This is a genomic window from Citrobacter sp. RHBSTW-00017 (genome assembly GCF_013797615.1).
GTDB lineage: Bacteria > Pseudomonadota > Gammaproteobacteria > Enterobacterales > Enterobacteriaceae > Citrobacter > Citrobacter braakii.
Map to the genome: position 1 here is coordinate 3581832 of NZ_CP056899.1, position 22409 is coordinate 3604240.

Sequence of the window (22409 nt, forward strand, 5' to 3'; positions counted from 1 at the left end):
CCATGCGCCTACTCCCTGAACACGCCACCCAACACGCAGTTTCGATTCCCGAGCTGCTCGCCAGCCGGGATGAGAGACAAGCAAGGCAACATGCCTGGCTGACGCGTCATCACGCGCCACTGGTCTCGTTTACCGTGGTCGCACCGGGTCCGATTAAAGACAGCGCATTAACCCGTCGCATCTTTAATCACGGCGTCACCGCCCTGCTCGCGCTGGCGGAAAAATCCACCTGGATTATCAGGGAGCAAACGGCGCTGGTTTCTGCCAGCGGTCCGGAAGGTCTTTTGTCTATTGAGGCCCCGGCCCACGATCTCAAGCTCGCCACGATTGAACTTGAGCATTCACATCCGCTGGGACGGTTATGGGACATCGATGTCCTGACCCCTGAAAGGGAAATTCTGTCCCGGCGTCATTTCGCACTCCCTGCCCGCCGCTGTCTGCTGTGCGGGCAAAGCGCTGCCGAATGCGCGCGGGGTAAAACCCACGCGCTTTCCGACTTACTCTCTCAGATGGAGGCTCTGCTGCATGATGCCGATTCCCGCAACATCAACCAATAACGCAGTCCTTCCTCTGGATCTGCCTGACGCTTACGCAACGCTTGCGTGGCGGGCCATGTTGACTGAAGTCAACCTGTCGCCCAAACCGGGTCTGGTGGATCGTATTAACAACGGCGCACATAAAGATATGGCGCTGGAAGATTTTCATCGCAGCGCTGAGGCAATTCAGGCCTGGCTGCCGCGTTTTATTGAATATGGGGCGTTTAGCGCACAGCTGTCGCCTGAAGATGTGTTGAAAGGACTGCGCCCACTGGGTATGGCCTGCGAAGCCGATATGTTTCGCGCCACCGAGGGGGTAAACACCCATAAAGGGAGCATCTTTTCACTGGGGCTGCTGTGTGCCGCCATTGGCCGCCTGCACCAGCTCCAACTGACTGTTACCGCTGAAACCCTTTGCTCTACGGCAGCAACATTTTGCCGTGGCCTGACCGAGCGCGAACTGCGCCAGAACAATCAACAACTCACGGCTGGCCAACGTCTTTATCAACAACTGGGATTAACCGGCGCACGGGGCGAAGCCGAAGCGGGATACCCGCTAGTCATCCAGCATGCCCTGCCGCACTACCGCGCACTGCTGACTCAGGGCCGCGATCCTGAACTAGCGCTACTCGACACGTTATTGCTGCTGATGTCTATCAATGGCGACACCAACGTGGCTTCACGTGGCGGCGCAGAAGGTCTGCGCTGGCTACAACAGCAGGCCACAACTCTATTGCAGCAAGGGGGGATTCGCACCCCTGCCGATCTCGAATACCTGCGCCAGTTCGACCAACAGTGCATTGAACGCAACCTCAGCCCAGGAGGCTGCGCCGATCTGCTGATCGTCACCTGGTTCTTAGCTCAGATTTCACAAGTTCATCATTATCACAATTAAAGATCCTTTCCGGAGAATCACACACATGTCTTTAGCAAAAGATAAAATATGGAAATTACTGGCCCCATTGGTCGTAATGGGCGTCATGTTTCTTATCCCTGTCCCTGATGGAATGCCCCCGCAGGCCTGGCACTATTTTGCCGTTTTCGTGGCAATGATTGTCGGGATGATCCTGGAGCCAATCCCGGCAACAGCGATAAGCTTTATCGCCGTAACGATCTGCGTCATCGGCAGCAACTATCTGCTGTTTGATGCTTCAGAGCTGGCAGACCCGGCGTTTAAAGCGGGTAAGCAAGCGCTGAAATGGGGTCTGGCAGGCTTCTCCAGCACTACCGTGTGGTTGGTGTTTGGCGCGTTTATCTTCGCGCTGGGCTATGAAGTCACCGGTCTGGGTCGTCGTATCGCGCTGTTCCTGGTAAAATTCATGGGTAAGCGCACCCTGACGCTGGGCTACGCGATTGTCATCATCGACATTCTGCTGGCGCCGTTTACACCGTCCAACACCGCGCGTACCGGTGGTACCGTATTCCCGGTTATCAAAAACCTGCCGCCGCTGTTTAAATCATTCCCGAACGATCCGTCCGCGCGCCGTATCGGCGGATATCTGATGTGGATGATGGTAATCAGTACCAGCCTGAGCTCCTCTATGTTCGTTACCGGTGCTGCACCTAACGTGCTGGGTCTGGAATTCGTCAATAAAATTGCCGGTATTCAAATCAGCTGGTTGCAATGGTTCCTCAGCTTCCTGCCGGTTGGTATTATTTTGCTGATCGTTGCTCCGTGGCTGTCCTATGTTCTTTACAAGCCAGAAGTTACTCACAGTGCTGAAGTTGCCGCGTGGGCTGGTGATGAACTGAAAACCATGGGTAAACTGACGCGTAAAGAGCTGACCCTGATCGGTCTGGTTCTGCTCAGCCTGGGTCTGTGGGTCTTTGGCGGTAAACTGATTGATGCGACCGCGGTGGGTCTGCTGGCAGTCTCGCTGATGCTGGCGCTGCACGTTGTCCCGTGGAAAGACATCACCCGTTATAACAGCGCATGGAACACCCTGGTTAACCTCGCCACGCTGGTCGTTATGGCGAATGGTTTAACCCGTTCAGGCTTCATCGACTGGTTCGCCAACACGATGAGCTCGCACCTGGAAGGCTTCTCGCCTAACGCGACCGTGATCGTTCTGGTGCTGGTGTTCTATTTTGCTCACTACCTGTTTGCCAGCCTTTCCGCACACACCGCCACCATGCTGCCGGTTATTCTGGCCGTCGGCAAAGGCATCCCGGGCGTTCCGATGGAACACCTGTGTATCCTGCTGGTACTGTCCATCGGTATCATGGGCTGTCTGACTCCGTATGCAACTGGCCCTGGCGTTATTATTTACGGCTGCGGTTATGTGAAGTCCAAAGACTACTGGCGTCTGGGTGCTATCTTCGGCGTTATCTACATCTCTATGCTTCTGCTGGTCGGCTGGCCGATTCTGGCAATGTGGAGCTAATCATTCGGGTTCCCGCCTGATGAAAATGATGCCAGTCAGCTAAACCTGACTGGCATTTTTTATGATTAAATAGATGATATTCAAAATTTATATAAGTATCCGAAATCATCATGACATCAACATGGCGTTATTCTTCGCTGCTGGCAGCACTTCTGCTCCCAGTTTCTGTAGCTCAGGCCGATGAACTTCAGGCAAAACAGTACGCTGATTTTGACAGCTACGTGCAGGCCCTCTCCTGGCAAACCGGATTTTGTCAGAGCCAACACGAGAGAAATCGTCAAGAGCCCGCCGAATGTCGTCTGCAAAAAGAGAGCGCGGATAAAGCAGATTTCCTGACCGTTCACGGTTTATGGCCCAGCCTGCCAAAATCCATCGCCGCCCGTGGAGTAGACAACCGCCGCTGGATGCGCTTTGGCTGCGCGACTCGCCCTATTCCCAACCTGCCTGAAGCGCGCGCCAGCCGTAAATGCGCGGCTCCCGAAACGGGCCTGTCGCTGGAAAGCGCGGCAAAACTCAGTGCCGTAATGCCCGGTGCTGGCGGGAGATCCTGTCTGGAACGTTACGAATATGCCAAACATGGCGCCTGTTTCGGTTTTGATCCCGACGCATACTTCGGCACGATGGTACGGATGAATAATGAGGTTAAGAACAGCGAGGCTGGCAAATTCCTCGCGGAAAACTACGGCAAAACCGTCAGCCGCAGCGCATTTGACGCCGCCGTCGCTAAAAGCTGGGGCAGAGAGAACGTTAAAGCCGTGAAGCTAAGCTGCCACGGCAATCCGGCCTATCTCACAGAAATCCAGTTGTCCCTGAAAGCCGACACCATTAACCAGACGTTATCCGCACAGTCATTCTTACCGCAACCGCATCCGGGTAACTGCGGTAAACAGTTTATTATCGACAAAGTGGGATACTGAAAATAACGCCGGCGCGGCAAGCTGGCGTCGGTCCATATGGTTAGCGTTTTGAACGAGCATCCGGGCGAACTAAATCAAAGCGGTGTGTTTCACTGATCGAATAATACGCCGTTGGCCCGCCCGCACGCAGTACCGGTTTTGCTTTCGCCGTCTGGTAGATGCCGCCTTCCAGTAGCGTTTCATCAATATGGATACCCACCACTTCTCCCAGCACCAGCCAGGTTTCAACAGGCGAACCATCAGCGGTGGTCAGTTGCAGACTTTGCGATAAGCGACACTCAAAATTGACCGGGCTTTGCGCCACCCGCGGCACGCTGACTATCCGACTATCTGCCTTACTAAGCCCGGCGGCAAAAAACTCATCTTCGCCGTGAGGCAAGCTGGCTGACGTTTCGTTCATCGCGCTGGCCAGCTCAAGAGTCGTCAGATTCCAGACAAACTCACCGGTGTCGATAATATTCTGCACGCTATCTTTCCAGCCGCTACTGGCGAAACCGATAATCGGCGGATGATAATTAAAGCAGTTAAAGAAACTGTACGGTGCAAGGTTATGCCGACCGTCGCTGTCGCGGGAGGCAATCCAGCCAATAGGGCGCGGTCCAATGATGGCATTCAGCGGGTCATGCGGTAAGCCGTGTCCTTGTGATGGTTGATAGAAATACATAGCGTTCTCTGTTGAAGTTAACATCAGCGCAGCACAAATTATGCTTCGCTCATCTCCCTGGAAAAAGAAGATCAGCGTAGAACAATCCGCTAAAGATTACGATTGAATAAAGTTGAGCAGATCGCCGTTGATCTGTTGTTTATGGGTAGTGCAAATGCCATGCGAACCGCCAACATACACCTTCAACTGCGCGTCCGGCAGTATTTCCGCCGCAACCTTTCCGCAGGTTTCAAACGGGACAATCTGATCGTCATCACCATGGATCACCAGCGTCGGGATAGTCATCCTTTTGAGATCCTCACGCAGGTCAGTTTCTGAAAACGCGTGAATACAGTCGTACAACGCTTTGATGGAACCTTGTAAGCCCTGTTCAACAAAGCTTTCACGAACGGCTTTCGACGCATTTATGCCCGGGCGGTTGTAGCCATAAAATGCAGCGGTCAGTTCATAGAAGAAAGCAGCGCGATCGTTTATCACTCCCTCACGGATGCCATCAAACACCTCTTTCGGCACACCATTTGGGTTAAAGTCGGTCTTGATCATTATGGGCGTCACCGCGCCGATTAACACCGCTTTGGCTACCCGCTGCGTTCCATGGCGACCAATGTACCTCGCCACCTCCCCGCCCCCGGTAGAGTGTCCGACATGTACGGCATCTTTAAGATTGAGATGCGCGGTAAGTTCAGCCAGATCGTCAGCATACTGATCCATATTGTGACCATCCCAGGGTTGGGCTGAACGCCCATGCCCACGCCTGTCATGGGCGATCACCCGAAATCCTTTCGACCCGAGGAACAGCATCTGATCCTCAAACGCATCTGCCGTCAGCGGCCAGCCATGGCTAAAGACGATAGGCTGCCCACTTCCCCAATCTTTAAAATGCAAATAGCTGCCGTCTTTCAAGGTAAGTTTGTCGTACTGGCTCATGAGATCTCCTGTCGCGGAACACTGAGTTGTTTGACGCGCCCGCAGCGAGCGCTTAAAAAGCATAATGCAAATTGGAGAACGATCGCGTTTTTCGGCTAAAATCACACCATACGCAACAATATTGATGATTTGCCTGAATGTGAACTAAATCACTTCAAACCAGGGGTAAGTCTCAGTATCATCATAAAAGCTAAACCCTTGCCGCCTGACGGTGAGGGTTTTCTTTTGGGATTATTTACCTGCGCACCCGCAGTATCGACGACATGGAGTAACAAATGTCCAGACCAACTATCATCATTAACGACCTCGATGCGGAACGCATTGACCGCCTGTTGGAGCAACCTGCGTTTGCTGGTTTACCGATTGCCGACGCCCTGAACGCCGAGCTGGATCGTGCCCAAATGTGTTCACCAGAAACCATGCCGCACGATGTCGTGACCATGAACAGCCGCGTGAAATTCCGCAATCTGAGTGATGGCGAAGTCCGTGTGCGTACCCTGGTGTATCCGGCCAATATGACTGACAGCAGCACACAGCTTTCGGTAATGGCACCTGTTGGCGCTGCACTTCTGGGCCTGCGCGTTGGCGACACCATTCACTGGGAACTACCAGGCGGGACCTCAACACACCTCGAAGTCATTGAGCTTGAGTACCAACCTGAAGCTGCGGGCGACTACCTGCGCTAACTCTGTCTTATCAAAGCCACTCGCTTTATCTTACAGGGGATGCATCCGCATCCTCTTTCCGGTTAGCCCCCAACTCCTGACCCTCACCTTATCTCCTGTTCGCAAAACATAAATCTGTGTCGTGACTGACAGAATCATTTTTAATACTATGCTGATATGTGTTCATGTAATGACAAGGAGAATGTTTATGTACAACACAATCATAATGCCTGTTGATGTATTCGAAATGGAACTGAGCGACAAGGCTATTCGCCATGCAGAATTTCTGGCACAGGAAAACGGGGTTATTCATCTGCTGCATGTGCTGCCAGGCTCAGCAAGCTTAAGCCTGCACCGCTTTGCAGCCGATGTCCGTCGTTTTGAAGAGCATCTACAACACGAAGCGGAAACTCGTCTGCAAACGATGGTCGGTCACTTCAGCATCGATCCTTCCCGTATTAAACAACACGTCCGCTTTGGCAGCGTACGTGACGTCGTCAACGAGTTGGGTGAAGAGTTGAATGCGGATGTGGTCGTCATTGGATCGCGCAACCCATCAATCAGCACTCATCTGCTCGGCTCAAACGCTTCCAGCGTTGTTCGCCACGCTACTCTGCCAGTGCTGGTTGTACGTTAATAGCCTCTAATTTGCTAAAGAAAACCCCTGCCAGGTTAATGCCTGACAGGGGTTTTTATTGCCTGACGATCAGTACAAATGACCGATATTCACGATGGTACTAACCGTATCGCCAAAGAACGTCAGACGACTCAGGAATACGCCAACAAACAGCAGGACAAAGAGCGCTTTTGCACGACGCTCGCCCTGGCGGCTGAGGACAAAGGCCACCGCCAGACACACCAGACTTGCCAGATAAAGCGGCGACGTCAGCCAGGCATGCGCCGTCATCTGCATGATGGTGCCACCGCTTAGCCAGATAATGGGCGCGGCAATCATGACCGCCATACAAACGACAATCCCCTGGCGCAATGCGGCAACGGCAGGCGCAAGGTTAAGCAGCGGAATCGCCGCACAACCCATAACCCACACCGTGATGAAGAACAGCAGCATCGTCAGACCGTTGGCGATCGCCACCATCGCCGGGGCGGCATAGGTCATCCCCTGTACCGCCACCAGCGCGATCCCGAGAACAGAGGCCAGAACAGCCGGCGCTCTGTGCCCTTTTGCCAAAAACGTCACGCCCACCGCCGCGCCGTATAAAGTTGCGCCGAGAATCTCACGGCTCAGCCAGGCATGCTGGAGGTTAATCAGGGCATTGTAGGCGCGATCCGGATGCGCCAGGTGCAATACCGCCGCCACGGAAGCAGCCGCCAGAACCAGCCCGCTTACCAGCCAGTACAGGCGCTTGCTTTCCAGTTTCCCTTGCAGCGTGCGCAGCGTCAGAATGAGCGTTATACCAACCGACATCTGGCTCAATACGGTAAAAATAACCAGAGGGAATTCATACTTTTCCATTACTTGCCCTCCGGTTGCTTCGGTTGACGCGCGAGGATAAAACGCGTGCCAGGGTTAAGCTGCGGCATACGTGGGAATCCCGGCGGATACTGTACGGCATTGTTGGGGATCGGATCGGCATCCAGATCGATAAGCGTCAGGGCGCCTACCGGGCAGGCACTCACGCACGCCGGCTGCATACCGACATCGAGACGCTCGTAGCACATGCTGCATTTTTCCGCTTTTTTCGTCTCTTCATTAAAGCGCGGCGCACCGTATGGGCAATTACGGATACAGTTTTTGCATCCGATACAACGTTCCGGATTATGCACCACAACACCATCCTCGCGTTTGGTGTACGCCTCTACCGGACAAGCCGCCAGGCAGGCCGGATTTTCGCAGTGGTTACAGGCCAGCGAGTAGAACGCTCGCTCCTCATGCGGATAAATTTCTTTATCCAGCGGGTAGACATAGCGCCAGAAACGTTCAGGCTCCAGCTGATTAAAACTCTTACACGCCATCGCACAGCCACGGCAGCCGATGCACTTATCGCTATTGACTAAAAACGCGCGTCTCATGCCGCAGCTCCTTCATTTTCTGACAGAGTAATATCTACAAATTGACTGTGTATGGCCGCACCGGGCGCGCCTGTCGCCATTTTTCCCATATCGGCGGGCGTATCTTTGACCACATTCTGTACGTTGTAACTAAGCTTGTTGAACCAGGATTCGTACATCACAAGAAAATCTTCCGGCACATTAGTGGTAATTTTGGCTCGCAACTCAACATGGCCCACCTCGTTGAAGACTTTGACGTGAGCGCCCTCAGTGATGCCCTTTTTCTGTGCAGCAAGCGGGTGGATATAAACAAAGGGTTCTGGCCAGAAAACCTGCATCCAGTCCAGATTGACAAATTGCGAGTGCAGACCGTACTGAAGATGAGGTGTAAACAGGTGGAACGGCAGCGTACCCTGTGCACCCGCTTTATATTCCGGCAAAGCCGTGTGACCATTTTCCGCACATCGTTCTGATTTGAACTCGTACTTGCCTGACGGCGTTTTGAACTTGCGATCGTACCAGGCCGCGGTGCTGACCATTTTTGCTTTGCGTGGTCCTTCCTGCAGGTCATTCCAGCCCGCAATGCCAAACTGTTTCCCCATCCCCTCATTAAATTCCTGATCCAACCAGCGTTTAGCATCAAACGCCTGCGGGAAGGTACATGAACCGGGTTCCAGTTTATTGATGGTTTTGGACAGCAGCGCCGCGATTTCCGCATCGCTCTTGCACTCATACAGCGGTTTGATAGCCGGCTCGTTGACGGATAACCAGTAGTGCCAATAAGACGAAGAGACATCCCATTGTTCAAAGGTGGTAGTGACAGGCAGCACAATATCCGCATGCTGGACGGTTTCGTTGAAGAACTGGTCGACACAAACCACCATTTCCAGTTTATCAAACGCTTTGATCATCTTGTTGCGGTCGAAATCCTGAGCAAACGGGTTTTTAGAGGCCACCCACAGCATCCGTACCGGTGGTTCACTGGCGTCCAGAATCCCTTGCGCCGTCTGGTTGATATTCAGCGCACGATCGGAGTATTCGCTCTTCTCACCGCTATCGCTGACAAACTCACCCACCGGACCACCTGCGCCTTTTATTCCGACAGAACCTGCAGGGGGCTTCTGCATCATTCCATGGTAGTTATAACCCCATGTCTGCAGATGACCGTAGCGGGCACCGCCTCCCTCAATACCAATATTGCCAGTCATTGCCACAAAGGCATCGATCGCCCGTACGTTAGCGCCGCCGTTAACATGGCGCTGCATGCCGTAGCCAATCCACACGGTGGCAGGATTAACCGCCGTAAACTCTTCCGCTAACTGGCGAATGACATCTGCCGACAGACCGCAAATTTCAGCGGCCCACTCGACGGTCACACTGCTGCGCAGATAAGCTTCGAATTCCGGGTATCCGTGGGAATAGTTATTGACGAAGTCCTGATCAACTAAACCTTTATCCACCAGGTGACGCGCCATGCCCAGCGCCAGAGCGCCATCTGAGCCTGGGCGAACACGTAAATAAAGATCGGCTTTCGCGGCGGTCTGCGTTAACAGCGGATCGATAACGACAACTTTTGCGCCTTTCTCCCGCGCCTGATAGATGTATTTCATAGTGTGCATAGAGCACCAGGCCGGATTCGCGCCCCAGATGATGATATATTTTGCTTTTACAAAATCTTCCGGGTCGTTACACCACATATCCCCCATATCATAGTTCTGGGCGTCGATACCGGCTGGCCAGCAAGGTGTCCCGGCAAAACGGGTGGTGTAACCCAGCGAAGACATCATCCCTTCAACGGCATAACCCATCACCCCAAGGTTGCCTGAGTATTTTGACAGCGCCAGCCCCAGCATTGAGCCGTCTTTCTTTTTAATCTCCAGCATCTTGGTCGCAATGCGCTGCATTGCTTCGTCCCAGGAGATACGACGCCAGTTACCGCTGCCGCGAACATCCTGAACCATCGGATATTTAATGCGATCCGGGCTATACACCCGGCGAGGATAAGTCAGACCTTTTACACAGGGTGTTCCATGCGTAAACGTTGACTCAGGCGCGCCTTCCACAAAGGTAATGACGTCATCCTTCACCCAGGTTTTCAGGCTACAGGTGTCATAGCAGTTACGCGGACAGGCGTTGCGAGAAATTTTGTAAGTTTTAGGGTTAAACGGAATGGGCGGTTGCGCCAATGCGCAGCGTGAAGTCAGCAACCCCCCAGGCAGGGCAGCCACGGTTCCAAGGGCAACTAACCCTTTCAAAAATGAACGTCTGTTCAGAACTCCCGGTTCATTACTCATATTGATACTCTCGTGTTTAATTCATTAAGCCAAGAAGACAACCTTCCCGCTACGGTTTTCGGTAATGGTGCCAACTTACTGATTTAGTGTATGATGGTGTTTTTGAGGTGCTCCAGTGGCTTCTGTTTCTATCAGCTGTCCCTCCTGTTCAGCTACTGAAGGCGTGGTGCGTAACGGTAAAAGCACTGCCGGACATCAGCGCTATCTCTGCTCTCACTGCCGTAAAACATGGCAGCTACAGTTCACTTACACCGCCTCTCAGCCCGGTACACACCAGAAAATTATTGATATGGCCATGAATGGCGTCGGATGTCGCGCCAGTGCACGCATTATGGGCGTTGGCCTCAACACGATTTTACGACACTTAAAAAACTCAGGCCGCAGTCGGTAAACTCACGCATACAACCGGGCAGTGACGTCATTGTTTGCGCGGAAATGGACGAACAGTGGGGTTACGTCGGCGCTAAATCACGCCAGCGCTGGTTGTTTTACGCGTATGACAGGATACGGAGGACGGTTGTGGCGCACGTATTCGGTGAACGCACGTTGGCCACGCTGGAGCGTCTTCTTGGCCTGCTGTCGGCCTTTGAGGTCGTGGTATGGATGACGGATGGCTGGCCGCTTTATGAATCACGCCTGAAGGGAGAACTGCACGTTATCAGCAAGCGATATACGCAGCGCATTGAGCGGCATAACCTGAATCTGAGGCAGCATCTGGCAAGGCTGGGCAGGAAGTCACTGTCGTTCTCAAAATCGGTGGAGCTGCATGACAAAGTCATCGGGCATTATCTGAACATAAAACACTATCAGTAAGTTGGAGTCATTACCCGGTTTTCGGTACCGAGATGTAGTTTTCAATATCAACGGTATCAAGAACCTGACCGCCAAAACGTTCGCCCATCAGACCGGTGCGAATACCTTTACGTGCAGAGTACACTGCCGCTGCCGCCCCCGCAGGACCGGAACCGACAATCAGCACGTCATAAGCATCACGTTTGTTCAGCTCTTGTGCCGCACGTTTTTCTGCGCCGCTATCTACTTTCGCCACGATCTCAGTCAGCGTCATACGCCCCTGACCGAACTCTTTGCCGTTCATATACACCGCCGGAACGCCCATCACGTTGCGATCGGTAATTTCGTTCTGGAATGTACCGCCGTCAATCGCCGTATGCTTGATGCGTGGATTCAGTACCGACATCAGGTTCAGCGCCTGTACCACGTCCGGACAGTTATGACAGGAAAGCGAATAATAGGTTTCAAACTCAAAATCACCGTCGAGATCGCGGATCTGCTCCAGCAACGCCTGCGCCTCTTTTGACGGATGACCACCGGTCCACAGCAGCGCCAGCACCAGGGAGGTAAACTCATGGCCCAGCGGAGAACCGGCAAAGCGCGGCCCCTGGTGAGAACCTGGATTGGTGATCAGGAACGATGGCTTGCGTACCGCCAGAGTATTGTCTTCTTTAAAGGTGACTTTTTCTGACAGTTCAGCAATTTCAGTCAGCAGTTCCTTGATTTCTGCCGATTTAGCGCTGTCATCCAGCGTAGCAATCAGCTCAACAGGTTTGGTCAGTTTCTCAAGATAAGCCTTGAGCTGGGTTTTCATATTTGTGTCGAGCATTCTTCTTCCCTCTCTGAAAACATCATCATGCAAGCCGACTTTGCGGGACTGCATTAATGCAACTTGCGTCATGGTGCTGGAATGAAACAGGCGCAAACTGCGCCTGTGGAATGGCCGGATGCACTGCGTTTATCCGGCCTACAAATTATGCGACTTAAATCTTACCGACCAGATCTAAGGATGGAGCCAGGGTCGCTTCGCCTTCTTTCCATTTCGCCGGGCAAACTTCACCTGGGTGAGAGGCAACGTACTGTGCGGCTTTAATTTTACGCAGCAGGTCAGACGCATCACGGCCGATACCTTCAGCGGTAACTTCGATTGCCTGGATGATACCCTGCGGGTCTACAACGAAGGTTGCGCGGTCAGCCAGACCTTCATCTTCACGCATGTTGTCGAAGTTACGGGTCAGGGCGCCAGTCGGGTCGCCGATCATCGCGTATTTGATTTTCGCGATGGTGTCAGAGCTGCTGTGCCATGCTTTGTGGGTGAAGTGGGTGTCAGTAGATACGGAATAGACATCTACGCCCAGTTTCTGCAGTTCTTCGTAGTGGTCAGCCACATCACCCAGCTCGGTCGGGCAAACGAAAGTAAAGTCAGCCGGGTAGAAGAAGAAGACGCTCCAGCGACCTTCGGTATCTTTCTCGGTTACTTCGATGAACTCACCGTTTTTGAACGCCTGGTTTTTGAAAGGTTTAATTTTGGTATTAATCAAAGACATCTGTACTTCCTCCGTGTTTTCGTTGAGAGATAAGTTAACGAAAATCTCTTCGCAGGGCTAATGCGTTTCCTTTATCAAATCAATAAGCGTTAACTAACAACCCACTCAAACTCATGTTGTGAACCTAAAGATAAAAGTAAAAAAGGCCCCCTTTGCAGGGAGCCTCATTACCCGAGCTACCCGCAGGTAACGTCAGTGCCAGCAGGGCTGGCTATGTGTTGCGCTCTACATTACCTTAACAAAGGTCGTAACAGCGATTGGGATTACATCACCCCACTCAAGAAAGGGCAATCGACAGACGGTCGATCTTACCTATGGCTGCGATAGGTTTTGCAACTTAGCCCCCTTTCCTTCTGATTTTATAAGGAAAATCAATGTTTAAACGTACCTTACTCTTAACCCTGCTTCCTGCCGTGGTGCACGCCGAAGAACTTCCTGCCCCCGTTAAAGCTATTGAGAAACAGGGCATTACTATTCTCAAACCCTTCGACGCGCCGGGTGGAATGAAGGGCTACCTGGGAAAATACCAGGATATGGGCGTTACTATCTATGTTACGCCTGACGGCAAACACGCCATTTCCGGTTATATGTATAACGAAAAAGGTGAAAACCTCAGTAATACACTGATAGAAAAAGAGATCTACGCCCCTGCCGGACGCGAAATGTGGCAGCGAATGGAAAAAACATCCTGGATTCTGGACGGGAAAAAAGAGGCTCCAGTCATTGTCTATGTGTTTGCCGATCCCTTCTGTCCCTATTGCAAACAGTTCTGGCAAAAGGCTCGCCCGTGGGTAGACTCAGGTAAAGTTCAGTTGCGCACAATACTGGTTGGCGTAATTAAACCCGAAAGCCCGGCTACCGCCGCTGCGATTCTGGCCGCAAAAGATCCGGCCAAGACCTGGCATGACTATAAGGCATCTGGTGGGAATATGAAGCTAGAAATCCCGACCTCCATTTCACCGGAGCAGATGAAGGTATTGAATATCAATCAAAAGTTGATGGATGATTTAGGCGCCAACGTCACGCCGGCTATCTATTACATGAGTAAAGACGATACGTTACAACAGGAAGTCGGCTTGCCGGATAAGGAGAAATTAAACATTATCATGGGTAATAAATAAAAGTAACAAAATGAGTGGTTGTTATCATTTTCATGTCAATCACTCATTTAAATTAACTTTTTTGGTCAAAATTATGCAATATGTGCTATTTTAGTTTAAATTAATAATTCATTAAGCACACAAACATAAATCACAAGAATAATCACAACTTAAAATATTTCAAAATTAAATCTTTCAAAACATGACCATCACAGGAAGGTATGCATGGCTAACCTCTATGACCTCAAAAAGTTCGATCTCAATCTGTTGGTTATCTTTGAGTGTATTTATCAACATTTGAGTATCACTAAAGCTGCTGAAACTTTGTATATTACCCCCTCTGCCGTTAGCCAGTCACTGCAACGGCTACGCACACAATTTAATGACCCGCTGTTTATCCGCTCCGGAAAAGGCCTAACGCCAACGATTATGGGGATTAACCTCCATCATCATCTTGAGAAAAACCTCAACAGTCTGGAGCAGACAATAAACATCATGAATAACTCCAGTCTGAAGAAAAAATTCATTATTTACTGTCCACAACTGCCAACCATTATCAACATTGAGGAAGTTATTCATTTTCTCAGAGAAGACTCGCATGTCGAAATTGAGCACCATAACATACTCATCACTGCTGAAAGTACGGAAAATCTGTTGGCTTACAGAAAAGCAGATTTAGTCATTGCTACCGCCCCAGTGAGTAATCGCTCGATAATATGCTCACCATTTAAAACTGCTGAAACAATATTAGTTTGCAACAAAAACCATCCAAGAATTAATGGAGAAAGCACGCTTGAAACAATATTAAAAGAACAGTTCACGCAACTTATTTCTGAAGATCCTGGCGTTAAAGAATACTGGCAAAAAACCAGCGCCTTGCTGGCTAATCGAGATATTGGTTTCCGCAGCGATTCATTAATAACGATCATTAACATTATTTCAAATACAGACATCATAGGTCTGCTACCAAGAGATATTTACGAACAATATACCGGATCATTTAATTTAAAAGAGATCTGTATCGATATACCCTTACCAAAAATAAATTTATTTTTGATGTATAACAGAGCATCACTCAACAATACTGGCTTCGTTAATTTAATTAATAAAATAAATGATAAACATGATCAAAGGACTAACAAGTAGAACTTTACCTATTCATTTTAAATATTTATGAATGAGCATAATTCAAAATAGCCATGAATGTATTAAAACGTTGCACCTGGAAAAAATTAGCATATCTTATTGTCAGCATTTGTTATTGTTTTAAATAATAATTTTGATATGAGTTTAATATGTCTATTTATAAAATCCCGCTTGATCAAAACGTGCTGGACGCCGCTCTGGAGCGCATAACCTGGGCGCTGGAAACTCTGCCTCGGGTTTGTGTCTCTTTCTCCGGCGGGAAAGATTCAGGACTGATGTTACATCTGACAGCTATGCTTGCACGCCAACTGCATAAAAAAATTGATGTACTATTTATCGACTGGGAAGCCCAGTTTTCCTGCACTATTGATTATATTGAGGCGCTTCGTGCACGTTATTCCGATGTCATCGAGCGCTTTTATTGGGTGGCTTTACCGCTCACCACCCAGAATTCCCTCTCTCAATTTCAGCCAGAATGGCAGTGTTGGGAACCAGGTACTCCGTGGGTTCGCCAGCCTCCCACGGATGCCATAACCGATCCAGAGTATTTCTCCTTCTATCAACCCGGCATGACCTTTGAACAATTTGTTCGCGAGTTCGCTGACTGGTATTCAGAGAAACGTCCAGCCGGCATGATGGTCGGGATCCGCGCCGATGAGTCATATAACCGTTTTGTCGCCATTGCCAATTCGCAAAAGCAGCGCTTTGCCGATGACAAACCCTGGACCACCAGCGCCCCCGGCGGGCATACCTGGTATATTTACCCGATTTATGACTGGAAAACTGCCGATATCTGGACCTGGTTCGCAAAAACCAGAATGTCGTGCAATCCCTTATACAATCTCATGTATCAGGCCGGTGTCCCAACACGTTACATGCGTATTTGTGAGCCCTTTGGCCCGGAACAGCGTCAGGGATTATGGCTATATCACGTCATTGAACCCGAGCGCTGGGCAGCCATGTGTGCCCGTGTCAGCGGTGTAAAAAGTGGCGGAATTTATGCCGGTCAGGACAACCATTTTTACGGGCACCGCAAAATATTAAAACCCGAACATTTAAACTGGCAGGAATACGCCATGCTGCTACTCAATAGCATGCCGGAAAAGACCGCTGAGCATTATCGCAATAAAATCGCCATCTATTTGCAGTGGTATAAGAAAAAGGGCATGGACAATATCCCGCAAACTCAGGAAAAAGATATTGGCTCAGCGGATATTCCGTCGTGGCGGCGTATCTGTAAAGTCCTGCTGAATAACGACTACTGGTGCCGGGCGCTGTCATTCAGCCCCACAAAACCCAAAAACTACCAACGTTATAATGAACGCATGAAAATAAAACGCCAGCAATGGGGAATCTTATGCAACACCGACTAACTCAAGAACTCACTGGTTTTCTTTCTGGGCTGTCAGAAGAAGAACGAATTGAAGCAATCAACCAATTCAGAATGGCTATCCACAGCGTCAGCCCTTTTCGCGAAGAGCCAGTAGATTGTGTACTATGGATTAAAAATGAGCATATCTCACCCAATGACTATAACCCCAATAACGTTGCGCCTCCGGAGAAAAAACTGCTGCAGAAATCCCTCGAAGCAGACGGATTCACGCAGCCCATCGTGGTAGTTCACTCCACGGCGGAAGAATACGAAATTGTCGATGGTTTCCACCGTCATGAGCTAGGTAAAAGCAAACCGTCGCTGAAATCACGCCTGCATGGCTACCTGCCGGTCACCTGTTTACAGCGTGAACGCCATGAACGCATGGCAGCGACAATTCGTCATAACCGTGCCCTTGGGCGGCATAAAATTCATGCCATGTCGGAAATCGTTCGTGAATTATCGCTCCTGGGATGGAGCGCAGAGAAAATCAGTAAAGAGTTAGGTATGGACGACGATGAGGTTTTACGTCTGAAACAAATTAACGGTCTGCAAGAGTTATTTGCCGACCGTCGCTTCTCCAAAGCCTGGACAGTAAAATAACTACAGCGCAACCAGACGTTCGGCTGCCGCCAGCAGCGTCGATTCTTGCTTGGCAAAACATAGGCGAATCAGCTTATGCGGGAAAGGATCGGCGCAGAAAACCGACAACGGGATCGCGGCAACGCCCACTTCTTTGGTCAGCCACTGGCAAAACTCAACGTCGTTTAGTGTGGAGACGGCACTGTAATCGACCAGCAGAAAATAGGTGCCTTCACACGGTAAAATTTCCAGCCGGCTGTCACGCAGCGCGTTCACCAACACATCGCGTTTTTTCTGATAAAAGGCTGGCAACTCACGATAGTGTGTTGGATCCTCCCGCAGCATATCCGCCAGCGCCAGCTGAGCCGGCGTATTAACTGAGAAAGTCAGATACTGGTGTACCTTGCGTAATTCAGCGCTAATGGCGGCAGGCGCAACGCAGTAGCCGACTTTCCAGCCGGTCATATGGTAGGTCTTCCCAAACGATGAAACGGCAACGGCGCGTTCGCGCAGGTGTGAATGCGCCAGCACGCTGGCATGTCCTTGTCCGGCGAAGCAAATGTGCTCATAAACTTCGTCGCTGATGACAAAGATCTCGCGTTCTTTAATTGCCTGCCACAGAGCATCAAAATCGGCGTGATGCCATACGGTGGCGGAAGGGTTGTGCGGCGTGTTAAGGATCACCAGTCGGGTACGTTCGCTGAGTACAGCGCTAAATTCCTGCCAGTCGACGCGAAAAGACGGCGGTTGCAGCGCGATACGTTTAACTACGCCGCCGGATAATTCGACCGCGGGCGCATAGCTGTCGTAGCTCGGGTCAAAACAAATCACCTCATCGCCAGGACGCACCAGCGCCGTAATTGCGGCGAACAGCGCTTCTGTGGCCCCCGCCGTCACGGTCACTTCACTATTCGCATCAGGTTTATAGCCGTACAACTGCGCGGTTTTATCCGCAATGGCTTCGCGCAGCGGCTGTACGCCCGTCATCGGCGCATACTGGTTTGCGCCATGCGCGACGTGATACGCCAGGCGTTCCTGCAAAAAGAGTGGGCCGTCAAAATCAGGAAATCCCTGCGAGAGGTTAATGGCCTGATGCTGCTGCGCCAGCGCGCTCATTTGCGTAAAGATAGTGGTGCCAAGATTAGGCAGTTTGCTTTGCGGAATCAGCGGGTTATTACTCATTATTGTTATCCCAGCGGGTGATGTTGTGGTTGAAGCCACTATAGCACGATGCTAGTATTTGGCAATCAAGACGTTCAGACGTCTATATAAAAATAACCTGCATTGACAGGACAGCCAAAAGGACAACACAACATGAGTAATACCGAGATTCGCGTCGTCACCGGCCCGGCCAACTATTTTTCCCATCCCGGCAGCCTGTCAAGACTCAACGATTTTTTCACCGCAGAGCAACTCTCACGCGCCGTCTGGGTTTACGGTGAACGCGCCATCGATGCGGCCCGCCCTTATCTGCCTGAGGCATTTCATCTTGCCGATGCCAGGCACCTGCTGTTTACGGGACATTGCAGCGAAACCGATGTTACTCAACTGGCAAAAGAGTCAGGAGAGAATCGCAGCGTGGTGATTGGTGTGGGCGGCGGGACATTGCTCGACACGGCCAAAGCGCTGGCTCGTCGTCTGGGTCTGCCTTTTGTCGGTATTCCTACTATCGCAGCGACCTGCGCCGCATGGACACCGCTCTCCGTCTGGTACAACGATGCAGGCCAGGCGCTGCATTTCGAAATTTTCGCTGACGCCAATTTCCTTGTGCTGGTCGAGCCAGAGATCGTTCTCAATGCGCCTGAAGAATACTTACTGGCGGGGATCGGCGACACGCTGGCGAAATGGTACGAGGCCGTCGTGCTCGCACCTGAGCCGGAAAACCTGCCTCTGACCGTACGTCTGGGTATCCATGCTGCGCAGACGATCCGCGACGTCCTGTTGGAAAGCAGCGAGCAGGCGCTGGTCGATAAGCAACAAGGTACGTTAAGCCGCACGTTTTGCGATGTAGTGGATGCAATTATTGCCGGAGGCGGCATGGTCGGCGGTCTGGGTGAGCGCTACACCCGCGTGGCGGCGGCGCATTCGGTACATAATGGCCTGACCGTGCTCCCGCAGACCGAGAAGTTTTTGCATGGCACCAAAGTGGCGTACGGCATACTGGTGCAGAGCGCGCTGCTGGGACAAGATGATGTGCTGGCGCAGTTAATTACCGCCTATCAGCGCTTCAACCTGCCAACCCGGTTGGCTCAACTGGACGTGGACATCAACAACCGCGCTGAAATCGACAACGTGATTGCGCACACCCTGCGCCCGGTGGAGTCCATTCATGCACTGCCGGTAACGTTAACTCCACAGACGCTGCGCGCAGCGTTCGAAAAAGTAGAATCGTTTACGGTGTGATTATGGTGTGAGATGCCTGATGGCGGCAACGCAGCGAAACCCTGGAGCTTACAAAGGTAAGTGACCAGGGTGAACACGCCTGCAGCTTGAATGATGAAGAGCATTAACAGCAGCGCGCGCCGCCTTTCCCCCCGTAGCGCGCATCCTGGCGTTCGCGGAAAAATTCTTCGTAGGTCATTGGCGTCAGGTCCGGATGCGTGACGCGCATATGTTCAACATAGTTGTCGTAATCCGGCACACCTATCATTAATCGGGCGGTTTGACCTAAATACTTCCCGGCTTTAGAGAGCGTTTCAAACATAGTGGTTCCCTGTCGAACAAACGCCCTCCCCATTCAGGAGAGGGCTCGTTGGTTAAGAGAATATTAGTGCGCGCCTTTCGCCTGCGCCACGATCTCTTCGACATTCTCAGGCATCGGTTCGTATGGCGTTTCTTTCGACGTAGGTTTGTCCTCTTTCAGTGCTGCCAGTGCAGTTTTGATGGAGAACAGACCCAGCACCACAACGACTACCATAAAGAAGATAGTGAGACCCGCATCCAGGCGGTTGTTAAACACCAACTGCGTCAGCTGCGACTGAGTGTACTGCGCCGGAATATTTCCGCTGTCGATCATCGCCTGGAACTTGTTAGCGATGGCGAGGAAGCCAATTTTCGCATCCGGGCTAAACGCTTTCTGCCAGCCGGCGGTCAGGGTACAAATCAGCAGCCAGGCCGTTGGCACCAGCGCCACCCACGCGTAGCGCTGACGTTTCATCTTGAACAGCACCACCGCGCAAAGCATCAACGCCATACCGGCCAGCATCTGGTTGGCGATACCAAACAGTGGCCACAGGGTATTAATACCACCCAATGGATCCACCACGCCCTGGTGCAAGAAGTAACCCCAGGCCAGCACACACAGCGCCGTTGCCAGCAGGTTCGCAGGCAGCGAATCGGTACGTTTCAGACCCGGTGACACCACGCCCAGCAGATCCTGCAGCATAAAGCGTGCGGCACGCGTACCGGCGTCTACCGCCGTCAGAATAAACAGGGCTTCAAACAGAATGGCGAAGTGATACCAGAACGCCACATCCATCATTCCGCCCAGTGCACCATGCAGAATATACGCCATGCCCACCGCCAGCGTCGGCGCACCGCCTGCGCGGGAGATAATGGATTGTTCGCCGACATCGTTCGCAATCTGATGCAGCGTATCAGGCGTGATAACAAAGCCCCAACTGCTCACAACCTGTGCCGCTGACGCAACCACATCGGTGGTTCCGGCAGGTGCCAGTACAGCCATCGGGCTGTTCATCGCAAAGTAGACGCCCGGGTCGATAACGCAGGCCGCCACCAGCGCCATAATGGCGACAAAGGATTCCATCAGCATCCCGCCGTAGCCAATAAAACAGGCCTGACCTTCATTCGCCAGCATCTTCGGCGTGGTGCCGGAGGCAATCAGCGCGTGGAAACCAGAGACCGCACCGCAGGCGATGGTAATAAACAGGAACGGGAACAGGTTACCGCTCCAGACCGGGCCTGTACCGTCAACAAACTTGGTCAGCGCAGGCATGGTCAGCGTCGGACGCATGATCAGAATCCCTACCGCCAGACCAACAATGGTACCAATTTTCAGGAAGGTAGAGAGATAATCACGCGGTGCCAGCAGCAGCCACACCGGCAGTACGGCGGCGACAAAGCCGTATCCCACCAGCATCCAGGTCAACTGTACGCCGGTAAAGTCAAAGTACGGTGCCCAGGTCGGGCTTTCAGCCACCCAGCCGCCGGAAATAATAGCAAACACCAGGAATACCAGACCGATGACCGACACTTCACCAATGCGGCCCGGGCGCAGATAACGCAGGTAAATCCCCATGAAGATCGCCAGCGGGATAGTAAAGGCGACGGTGTAGGTTCCCCACGGGCTGTGGGTCAGCGCTTTCACGACGATCATCGCCAGTACCGCGAGGATAATCACCATGATCATAAAACAGGCCACCAGCGCAATGACGCCCGCCGTTGGGCCCATCTCTTCTTTCACCAGTTCGCCAAGGGAACGACCATCGCGACGAGTAGAAACAAACAGCACCATAAAGTCCTGCACCGCCCCCGCCAGTACCACCCCGGCAAGCAGCCAGATCATACCCGGCAGATAGCCCATTTGCGCCGCCAGCACCGGTCCAACTAATGGACCCGCTCCAGCAATCGCCGCGAAATGGTGGCCAAACAGCACTTTTTTATCGGTAGGAACATAGTCCAGACCATCGTTATGACGCACAGCTGGCGTCATACGCGTCGGGTCCAGCGCCAGTACATTTTTCGCGATGTACAGGCCGTAGAAACGGTAAGCGATAAGGTAGACACAGACCGACGCCACGACTATCCACAACGCGTTGATCTGTTCGCCACGATTTAATGCGATATAGCCGAGGGCAAATGCTCCCATAACGGAGAGCACTGTCCAGACGAGGTACTTCCCTGATTTATTCATACTTGGTTTTCCGTTGTCCTGGTCAGAGAGATGTTACATTTTGTTTCTATAACATCTTTTCTGAATTTAACAACCTGACAACCATGTAAACCCGAAGTATCACTGAGTATTTACATTGCATTGTTAACTGGATCACTTCATTTAGCCGTTAACCCTGCAATTTCATTTTACTTTGTCGGGCGACTTCACCCCATCACCGCAGTGCCTAAACGACAGGTGCAACAGCGTCGTCCCTGCTCATCAAAGATGACGATTTCCCAGCTTTGACTCTGACGCCCGAGGTGCAGCGGCTGGCAAACGCCGCGCACTTTCCCCTGCGCAACCGCCCGATGGTGCGTGGCGTTCAGTTCCGTACCCACCACACACTGCCCGTCGCGAGTCATCAGATAACCCGCCATCGAACCCAATGTTTCCGCCAGGGCCGCCGACGCGCCGCCGTGCAGCAGACCAAACGGCTGATGCGTCCGGCTATCCACCGGCATTTCGGCTTCCAGCACATCATCCCCCAGTCGTGTATAGACCATGCCTAAATGCGCCACCATCGTGTTCTGACTGGTGGCATTCAGTTCATCCAGCGTTAAATGACGTTTCCAGATCATC

22 protein-coding genes and 1 pseudogene are annotated in these 22409 nt (G+C 51.8%); 12 read left to right on the plus strand and 11 right to left on the minus strand.

From position 1 onward, the window contains the following. Positions 1-2 precede the first annotated feature (2 nt). The 4 genes from citX to rna all read left to right on the plus strand — a co-directional run bounded on the left by citX (position 3) and on the right by rna (position 3837). Positions 3-557 carry a citrate lyase holo-[acyl-carrier protein] synthase gene (citX, locus tag HV037_RS17450; protein WP_103283615.1) on the plus strand — a complete coding sequence of 185 codons (555 nt, stop codon included), beginning with the start codon at positions 3-5 and terminating at the stop codon, positions 555-557. Continuing rightward, entirely contained in the window at positions 526-1431 is a 906-nt protein-coding gene (gene citG / locus HV037_RS17455) for a triphosphoribosyl-dephospho-CoA synthase CitG (RefSeq protein ID WP_016152220.1), read from the plus strand. Before citX ends, citG begins: the two co-directional genes overlap by 32 nt. A 25-nt stretch (positions 1432-1456) precedes the next feature. Beyond that, entirely contained in the window at positions 1457-2920 is a 1464-nt protein-coding gene (gene citT, locus HV037_RS17460) for a citrate/succinate antiporter CitT (protein ID WP_016152219.1), read from the plus strand. Positions 2921-3030: 110 nt separating this feature from the next. After that, the gene (rna, locus tag HV037_RS17465) at positions 3031-3837 is read left to right on the plus strand and encodes a ribonuclease I (protein ID WP_103283614.1); all 807 of its coding nucleotides are present in this window, start codon (positions 3031-3033) and stop codon (positions 3835-3837) included. 40 nt (positions 3838-3877) lie between these two features. On the opposite strand, the gene HV037_RS17470 is transcribed toward rna, so the two are convergent. Both HV037_RS17470 and HV037_RS17475 read right to left on the minus strand, forming a co-directional pair. Then, complete coding sequence (locus HV037_RS17470; protein WP_016155958.1) at positions 3878-4501, minus strand: flavin reductase family protein; 624 nt, start codon at positions 4499-4501, stop codon at positions 3878-3880. 96 nt (positions 4502-4597) lie between these two features. After that, the gene (locus HV037_RS17475) at positions 4598-5428 is read right to left on the minus strand and encodes an alpha/beta hydrolase (protein WP_103283613.1); all 831 of its coding nucleotides are present in this window, start codon (positions 5426-5428) and stop codon (positions 4598-4600) included. Between the two features lie 275 nt (positions 5429-5703). Between HV037_RS17475 and rnk the strand changes: the two genes are divergently transcribed. After that, positions 5704-6114, plus strand: coding sequence for a nucleoside diphosphate kinase regulator (gene rnk, locus HV037_RS17480; RefSeq protein WP_005120853.1), 411 nt, complete (start codon positions 5704-5706; stop codon positions 6112-6114). A 187-nt stretch (positions 6115-6301) separates the two neighbouring features. Beyond that, the gene (gene uspG, locus HV037_RS17485; protein WP_016152215.1) at positions 6302-6730 is read left to right on the plus strand and encodes a universal stress protein UspG; all 429 of its coding nucleotides are present in this window, start codon (positions 6302-6304) and stop codon (positions 6728-6730) included. A gap of 69 nt (positions 6731-6799) precedes the next feature. Here the strand turns inward: uspG and HV037_RS17490 are convergent, their stop codons facing one another. From HV037_RS17490 to HV037_RS17500, 3 genes are read right to left on the minus strand one after another with little or no spacing between them, the layout of a single operon-like run. Then, on the minus strand, positions 6800-7567 hold the full coding sequence (locus HV037_RS17490) for a DmsC/YnfH family molybdoenzyme membrane anchor subunit (protein ID WP_049040660.1): 768 nt from the start codon (positions 7565-7567) through the stop codon (positions 6800-6802). Beyond that, complete coding sequence (locus HV037_RS17495) at positions 7567-8124, minus strand: 4Fe-4S dicluster domain-containing protein (RefSeq protein WP_047415127.1); 558 nt, start codon at positions 8122-8124, stop codon at positions 7567-7569. Before HV037_RS17495 ends, HV037_RS17490 begins: the two co-directional genes overlap by 1 nt. Next, entirely contained in the window at positions 8121-10397 is a 2277-nt protein-coding gene (locus tag HV037_RS17500; protein WP_103283612.1) for a molybdopterin-dependent oxidoreductase, read from the minus strand. Before HV037_RS17500 ends, HV037_RS17495 begins: the two co-directional genes overlap by 4 nt. 115 nt (positions 10398-10512) lie before the next feature. Between HV037_RS17500 and HV037_RS17505 the strand changes: the two genes are divergently transcribed. Continuing rightward, a protein-coding gene (locus HV037_RS17505; protein WP_223274117.1) for an IS1 family transposase occupies positions 10513-11210 on the plus strand; the annotation gives its coding sequence in 2 pieces (ribosomal slippage) (positions 10513-10762 and positions 10762-11210; 699 coding nt in all). 16 nt (positions 11211-11226) lie between these two features. On the opposite strand, the pseudogene HV037_RS17510 reads toward HV037_RS17505, so the two are convergent. Together HV037_RS17510 and ahpC are read right to left on the minus strand one after the other, a co-directional pair. Next, positions 11227-12018, minus strand: a pseudogene (locus HV037_RS17510) (thioredoxin family protein); the annotation flags it as partial. 154 nt (positions 12019-12172) lie between these two features. Beyond that, the gene (gene ahpC / locus HV037_RS17515; protein WP_004859485.1) at positions 12173-12736 is read right to left on the minus strand and encodes an alkyl hydroperoxide reductase subunit C; all 564 of its coding nucleotides are present in this window, start codon (positions 12734-12736) and stop codon (positions 12173-12175) included. A 374-nt stretch (positions 12737-13110) separates the two neighbouring features. Between ahpC and dsbG the strand changes: the two genes are divergently transcribed. The 4 genes from dsbG (at position 13111) to HV037_RS17535 (ending at position 16957) form a co-directional block, all read left to right on the plus strand. Beyond that, a complete protein-coding gene (gene dsbG, locus HV037_RS17520; protein ID WP_103283611.1) occupies positions 13111-13857 on the plus strand; it encodes a thiol:disulfide interchange protein DsbG in 747 nt (248 codons plus the stop codon). Positions 13858-14061: 204 nt separating this feature from the next. Then, positions 14062-14982 (plus strand): LysR family transcriptional regulator, encoded by a 921-nt coding sequence (locus tag HV037_RS17525; RefSeq protein WP_049269781.1) that lies wholly within the window; start codon positions 14062-14064, stop codon positions 14980-14982. A 149-nt stretch (positions 14983-15131) separates the two neighbouring features. Continuing rightward, complete coding sequence (locus HV037_RS17530) at positions 15132-16355, plus strand: phosphoadenosine phosphosulfate reductase (protein ID WP_103283610.1); 1224 nt, start codon at positions 15132-15134, stop codon at positions 16353-16355. After that, positions 16340-16957, plus strand: coding sequence for a ParB/RepB/Spo0J family partition protein (locus HV037_RS17535; RefSeq protein WP_103283609.1), 618 nt, complete (start codon positions 16340-16342; stop codon positions 16955-16957). The genes HV037_RS17530 and HV037_RS17535 overlap by 16 nt, the downstream gene beginning before the upstream one ends. Here HV037_RS17535 and HV037_RS17540 read toward each other — a convergent pair whose 3' ends face one another. Beyond that, entirely contained in the window at positions 16958-18118 is a 1161-nt protein-coding gene (locus tag HV037_RS17540) for a pyridoxal phosphate-dependent aminotransferase (protein ID WP_103283608.1), read from the minus strand. It lies immediately after the preceding gene. Positions 18119-18250: 132 nt separating this feature from the next. Between HV037_RS17540 and HV037_RS17545 the strand changes: the two genes are divergently transcribed. Beyond that, a complete protein-coding gene (locus HV037_RS17545; RefSeq protein ID WP_016155948.1) occupies positions 18251-19339 on the plus strand; it encodes an oxidoreductase in 1089 nt (362 codons plus the stop codon). 103 nt (positions 19340-19442) lie between these two features. Here HV037_RS17545 and HV037_RS17550 read toward each other — a convergent pair whose 3' ends face one another. The 3 genes from HV037_RS17550 to entH all read right to left on the minus strand — a co-directional run bounded on the left by HV037_RS17550 (position 19443) and on the right by entH (position 22408). Then, complete coding sequence (locus HV037_RS17550) at positions 19443-19640, minus strand: YbdD/YjiX family protein (RefSeq protein WP_019076244.1); 198 nt, start codon at positions 19638-19640, stop codon at positions 19443-19445. Between the two features lie 63 nt (positions 19641-19703). After that, positions 19704-21809: a pyruvate/proton symporter CstA gene (gene cstA, locus HV037_RS17555; protein WP_016152202.1), complete on the minus strand. Its 2106-nt coding sequence runs from the start codon at positions 21807-21809 to the stop codon at positions 19704-19706. A gap of 185 nt (positions 21810-21994) precedes the next feature. Then, positions 21995-22408 carry a proofreading thioesterase EntH gene (entH, locus tag HV037_RS17560; protein ID WP_029139447.1) on the minus strand — a complete coding sequence of 138 codons (414 nt, stop codon included), beginning with the start codon at positions 22406-22408 and terminating at the stop codon, positions 21995-21997. Between the last annotated feature and the right edge of the window lies 1 nt (position 22409).